4 protein-coding genes and 2 tRNA genes are annotated in these 6,000 nt (G+C 40.8%); 1 reads left to right on the top strand and 5 read right to left on the bottom strand.

What is annotated here, in order from left to right; translation table 11 throughout:
* Window positions 1-69: 69 nt before the first annotated feature.
* The 4 genes from H0262_RS10940 to msrB all read right to left on the bottom strand — a co-directional run bounded on the left by H0262_RS10940 (window position 70) and on the right by msrB (window position 1,567).
* Window positions 70-146, bottom strand: a tRNA-Asp gene (locus H0262_RS10940).
* Window positions 147-211: 65 nt separating this feature from the next.
* Window positions 212-287 (bottom strand) — tRNA-Val (locus H0262_RS10935).
* Window positions 288-510: 223 nt separating this feature from the next.
* On the bottom strand, window positions 511-996 hold the full coding sequence (locus H0262_RS10930) for a glutathione peroxidase (RefSeq protein WP_181210777.1): 486 nt from the start codon (window positions 994-996) through the stop codon (window positions 511-513).
* A 145-nt stretch (window positions 997-1,141) separates the two neighbouring features.
* The gene (gene msrB / locus H0262_RS10925; RefSeq protein ID WP_181210776.1) at window positions 1,142-1,567 is read right to left on the bottom strand and encodes a peptide-methionine (R)-S-oxide reductase MsrB; all 426 of its coding nucleotides are present in this window, start codon (window positions 1,565-1,567) and stop codon (window positions 1,142-1,144) included.
* 451 nt (window positions 1,568-2,018) lie between these two features.
* Between msrB and H0262_RS10920 the strand changes: the two genes are divergently transcribed.
* Window positions 2,019-3,653: an aminotransferase class I/II-fold pyridoxal phosphate-dependent enzyme gene (locus H0262_RS10920; RefSeq protein WP_181210775.1), complete on the top strand. Its 1,635-nt coding sequence runs from the start codon at window positions 2,019-2,021 to the stop codon at window positions 3,651-3,653.
* A 109-nt stretch (window positions 3,654-3,762) separates the two neighbouring features.
* Here H0262_RS10920 and H0262_RS10915 read toward each other — a convergent pair whose 3' ends face one another.
* Entirely contained in the window at window positions 3,763-5,370 is a 1,608-nt protein-coding gene (locus tag H0262_RS10915; RefSeq protein ID WP_149409860.1) for an inorganic phosphate transporter, read from the bottom strand.
* Between the last annotated feature and the right edge of the window lie 630 nt (window positions 5,371-6,000).

Raw genomic sequence — 6,000 nt, 5'->3', positions numbered from 1 at the left:
AAACACAAAAAAACCTCAAATATAAATACTTGAGGTTGAAACTTTTGTATTAAAACTAAGTTTTAAATATGGCGCAGCGGACGGGACTCGAACCCGCGACCCCCGGCGTGACAGGCCGGTATTCTAACCAACTGAACTACCGCTGCTTAGGTCGTACTTAGTTTATTTAACCACTTAGCCTACTACTTAAGAGTAACGCTATACTAAATAGTGGTGGGTGATGACGGATTCGAACCGCCGACATTCTGCGTGTAAGGCAGACGCTCTACCAACTGAGCTAATCACCCTTCGAACAATTGCTAAGCAATTTATTCAACATCAGCTGAGCTCTAAGTTTGTCACTAAGCTCTGCTGCTGTGGGTGTGTATTATATAGATTTACACATGGCTGTCAAACACTATTTTGATATTTATCGCAGATTTTTGCTTATTTTCTTGATTAAATTTATAAGCATCTGTTTTAATTGATTTTATAATTTCGCAGAATAATTAATCTTTTTCACTCTAGTACTTACTTTGCCGCCAGCGCTTGTTCTATATCTGCCTTGAGCGCTTCAGGTTTGGTCGTTGGTGCATAACGAGCAATTACCTGCCCTTTACTATCAATTAAAAACTTGGTGAAATTCCATTTGATACCGTCTGTGAGAAGCCCGCCTTTTTGATTTTTTAGCCATTCAAACACAGGATGAGCATCACTGCCATTGACGTCGACTTTTGCCATCATTGGAAAGCTGACACCATAGTTCTTTTGGCAAAATGCGCCAATTTCATCATTATTAGCAGGATCTTGGTTGCCGAATTGATTACAGGGAAAGCCGATAATTACCAAACCTTGATCTTTATATTGCTGATACAGTGCTTCTAAGCCCTCAAACTGCGGCGTAAAGCCACACTTGCTTGCGGTATTAACAATTAGCAACACTTGATCTTTATAGTCAGAGAAATTTTGCGTCGTGCCATCCATACGCTCAGCACTAAAATCATAAATAGTAGTCATTATTCATCCTTAAGTGAGTTATTTTTTTGCTATCAAGCATTAGACACTGTGGTCAATAAGCTTAGTGATATTAATAATAAGTAGAGAGATATCAATACTCCCTACTCTTTTTACTACTATCTCATTAGCTTACACGCTGCTGTCACTATTCTTCAGACTTCTCTAAATCGATAGATAACGAGTTGATGCAATAGCGCATGCCAGTGGTCTCACTTGGACCGTCAGGGAATACATGGCCCAAATGCGCGCCGCAATTGCTGCAAGTCACTTCAGTACGGCGCATGCCTAGCGAATCATCGACATGCTCATCGATGGCGCTATTATCGATACCTTGATCAAAGCTTGGCCAACCGCACCCTGCATCAAACTTATTGTCTGATTCAAACAAGTTAGCACCGCATCCTTTACAGCGATAAATGCCCTTATCATTAATATCGTTGTAAACGCCTGTAAATGGTCGCTCTGTGCCCTTCTCGCGCAGCACATGATACTCCTCAGCACTTAAGCGCTCTTTCCAGTCAGCCTCGGTCAATTGGCTGATTTCTTCTTTGCTCAGTTGATTGTCTTGCATAACGTATCCTTATGGAATGACTGATTGTCTACTCTATCGTGAGTAATGGTTTATCGAGGCTTTATCGCTATTTTTTATAAAAACGATAGGCTTTATCTGTTGGCGAGCGTCTTATTATTCAAGATGTTTATAACAAGAATACTCACTGCATTGAATGGCAGTGCCAGATACTGTAGGCAATTTGATATCGAAAAATCACAAGTTAGATCGTTTCTTATTGAGCTGAAGTCTCTCAATGCATTATAGATCTCTGCAATGCAAGATTTTCTTACATCGTGAAAATCTATAATATACAAAGAACTTGCATTTAATTTCTATATGCAATAATATCTTGCATTAACAGTTAATTAAAAGTAGTTCTCTTTTAAAGCATTAGCCTAATACTTATCCAAGAGAGTTGGTTTCGTTATTTGATTAATGACAGATTCATAAAACAAAAAAGGCTTACATAATGACGGCTGATGACAAGACTAAAAGCACACAAGCTGAACGACTGGTACAGCTGCGCCGTGACAAAGGAATGACGGCAGAGCAGCTGGCACAAGCGATGACTGCTGCTGGTGCTAAGGTCAGCCGCGGTGCTATCTCTAATTGGGAGCGTGGGACCAATGGGATTGTCTCATCTAAGCTACCTACCCTTGCGCGACTCTTAGGTTGTAGCGAAGGGTATTTGTTGCGCGGTGAGCTTGAAAGTGACAGCAAATCAAATGACGATTCTGACAGTATATCGTCTGATAATGATAAAGCTGTCGATGCAGGTGATCAAGCTCATAGCACTAGTCAAAATACACCAACAACTACCTCTTCTACTCCCCGCAAAAATTCACCAAATAACCTGATGAGTGGTCACTCTATGAACTCAATAAAAAAATCCGATAAATTACAAAACGTCTGCTACGACATTCGCGGTCCTCTGCTGCAAACTGCTAATAAAATGGAAGCTGAAGGCAAGCGTATCTTAAAGCTAAATATAGGCAACCCTGCTCCTTTTGGTTTAGAAGCACCGCATGAGATTTTGCGTGATGTGGCGATGAATCTGCCGGAAGCGACGGGCTACTCAGACTCGCAAGGGATTTTTTCAGCGCGTAAAGCCGTATTGCAATATTACCAATCAAAGGGACTGCTATCGGCAGTTGATGTTCGTGATGTCTATCTAGGCAATGGCGTCTCTGAGCTGATTGTCATGACCATGCAAGCGCTGATGAATGATGGCGATGAAGTGCTGGTTCCGATGCCAGACTACCCACTGTGGACGGCAGCTGCCAATCTCGCAGGCGGTACGGCGGTACATTATCGCTGTAATGAAGAAGACAATTGGCATCCTGATATTGAAGACATCAAATCCAAAATCACCAGCAAAACCAAAGGCATCGTAGTTATTAATCCCAATAATCCGACAGGCGCGCTGTACAGTGATGAAATACTGCTGCAAATCGTCGAGGTCGCAAAAGAGCATGATTTAATCATCATGGCGGATGAGATTTATGACCGTATTCTCTATGATGATATGGAACATACGCCGATGAGCACTTTGACCGATGAAGTACTGGTGTTGTCCTATAATGGTTTATCAAAATCACATCGTATCGCAGGCTTTCGTGCCGGTTGGATGATGGTTTCAGGTCGTAAAGAACATGCGGCTGACTTTATCGAAGGTTTAGATATGCTTGCATCTATGCGTCTATGCTCTAACGTTCAAGGACAATATGCGATTCAGACAGCGATGGGTGGCTATCAAAGCATGAAGGACCTAACGTCTAAAAAAGGGCGCTTATACAAGCAGCGCGAGTTGGCAGTGACCCGTCTTAATGCGATAAAAGGTATCTCTTGTACCATGCCACAAGGCGCGTTTTACTGCTTTCCAAAGATGGATCCTGAGATTTACCCTATCAAAGATGATATGCAGTTTATGATGGATTTATTGTTAGAAGAAAATGTATTGATGGTACAAGGCACAGGATTTAACTGGGATAAAAATGACCATTTCCGCTTGGTGTTTTTACCCAACTTACACGACTTAGAAGACGCTATGGATCGCTTAGACCGCTTTTTTGCTAAGAAGCGTAAGCAGTTTGGTACTGACTAATATATAGATGACACCTATATTTTTCTATAAAAAAACGCTTACCGATATGATATCGATAAGCGTTTTTTATTTGTATTAATCAAAAATTAAATGACTTTGATTTCAAATTTTAAAAGATATTTATCAGCACTATATAACTGATTGCAGACATACTTGCTGCTGCAGGAAGGGTAATAATCCATGCCAAACCAATTGGTTTCATCAGTGCCCAGTTAGTGTCTCTATTGACGATACCAATGCCAAGTACAGCACCGACCAAGATATGCGTGCTCGATACTGGTATACCCATCGTCGATGCACCCATCACAACCGCAGCCGCAGCCAATTCAGCTGAGAAACCAGAAGCAGGATGCATTTTTGCCAAATTGGTACCGACAGTTTGAATCACTTCTTTACCAATAAACCAAAGACCGACAATCAATGCCACACCAAAGGTTAACATCACAGCAGGTGGTACTGCTGCTTCTGTTGAAATACTATTGGTACGGATAACATCCATAATCGCTGCAAATGGACCAACAGCATTAGCAATATCGTTCGAGCCATGACTAAAAGCAAATGCTGATGCAGTAAAGACTTGCATCCAGCTAAACATAATAAACGTGGCTTTGGTCAAATCTTCTTTGTGCTTACCGCGGATACTCTTAGTATAAATATAAGTCGCAAGCCATACTAATGCTGCGATCATCCCCATGATTAAAAAGCCTTGCAACGTCGTCATACCATTATTGACGTTTTTCAGACCTTTGAAGATGACCAAAGAGGCCATGACTGCGCCGCCTGCAGCCGCCATAATAGGCGCCCATTGCTTGAGTGCTTTTAAGGTATCGAGGTTGCTGCGCTCGTTTTCAATCTCATAAAGTTCTTTGTAATAATTCGTCTCTAAATCTTCAACGACGCAATCATCATCTTTATAGATTTCTTGGTCACGTAACAACGCTGACGTATAAGCCAACTGCTCAGACTCGGTTAGACCATCCAAATACGCTTTATGCGTCAGTTTTAGCGTCTTTTTACTGTCTTTCAGAGTAGCAATATGCGCCTCTGTTTTATCGTTATACTCAATGATGTTTTTCTTAATCTGTCCATATAACAGATAAGAAAAAATGCCGCCTAATAGCGGTGATATAATCCAAGAGATGGCAATCATGCCAATCTTGTCCCAATTCACTGTTGATAACGCCATTTCAGTACCACCTAAGGTGATACCCAATACAATAGAGCTACCCACTATGCCACCAATAATCGCATGTGTGGTCGAAACCGGCAAACCTTTTTTGGTGGCAAACAACAGCCAAAATGCAGCAGCAATGAGCGCTGAAAGCATGACATAAATGAACTGATTGGGTGTCACTGACAACCCATCTAAATTGACAATGCCGCTCCGAACGGTATCGGTCACTTCACCACCAGCAAGTACCGCCCCTGATACTTCAAATATCGCTGCCACACCTAGGGCTTGTGGAATCGTTAACGTCCCTGCACCAACTGAGGTGCCAAATGAATTGGCAACGTCATTACCGCCGATATTGAATGCCATGAAAACACCAAAAGCAGTGGCGACAATAAATAGCGTTGTCTGCTGATGCATGGTGTAATCTAGACCCCACCACAAAAAGTAGGCAGTCATTCCAATCATTAAAATGGCAAAAAGTAGGTTAATTTTCATAGAGCCGACTGATTTTGTTGGTCCTGTAGAGCTACTGCTAATACCCATACGTTGATACGTCCTGCGTAAGCTGATTGAAATTATTGACAAATGATGACATTACGCGGCTATTAATGATGTGATTATTATCACCCAAAAATACAATAACATGCGCGCAACGTGGTTATTTGAAATACAATTTTAGAATACTGTGTTGAGACAGCTGCCTCAACGCTTTGACACCTTCCTTATTATCTTATCTTAGCGGTTATAGCCATTTGCAAATAAGCAATTGAGCTTAACGACAATCATAAACTAAGATAAAACGCCTAAGTAAAATGTCATAAAGCCGCAAGTGGTATTGCCAAATCGTCTGATTAAAGCATCTTGCGGCTTACGTTTTTATGATAATAGCGTTCTTCTATACAAGCTATTTATCGTGAATAATACATTGATATTAAAGACAAATAAACAGAAGACCAAGCTATTTTAATAGATAGCAACGCTCATTACGCGCCTATTATATTAAATATAGACGCATAATGCATGATGATATTACAAGATTTGTAACTGTGAATATAAGATTTAAGAAATATATACTTTAGATCAGACGTTATCGGGTTATTTTTAGCTAACATACACTTGAATTGCCATAGTCAATTCAAGGGATAACAGTGGAAAATTAATAGCTATAAATGA

It is taken from the genome of Psychrobacter sp. D2 (assembly GCF_013608135.1).
Lineage (GTDB): Bacteria > Pseudomonadota > Gammaproteobacteria > Pseudomonadales > Moraxellaceae > Psychrobacter > Psychrobacter cryohalolentis.
The sequence above is the reverse complement of the archived record's forward strand: the minus strand, read 5'-3'. Positions and strand labels throughout refer to the sequence as shown.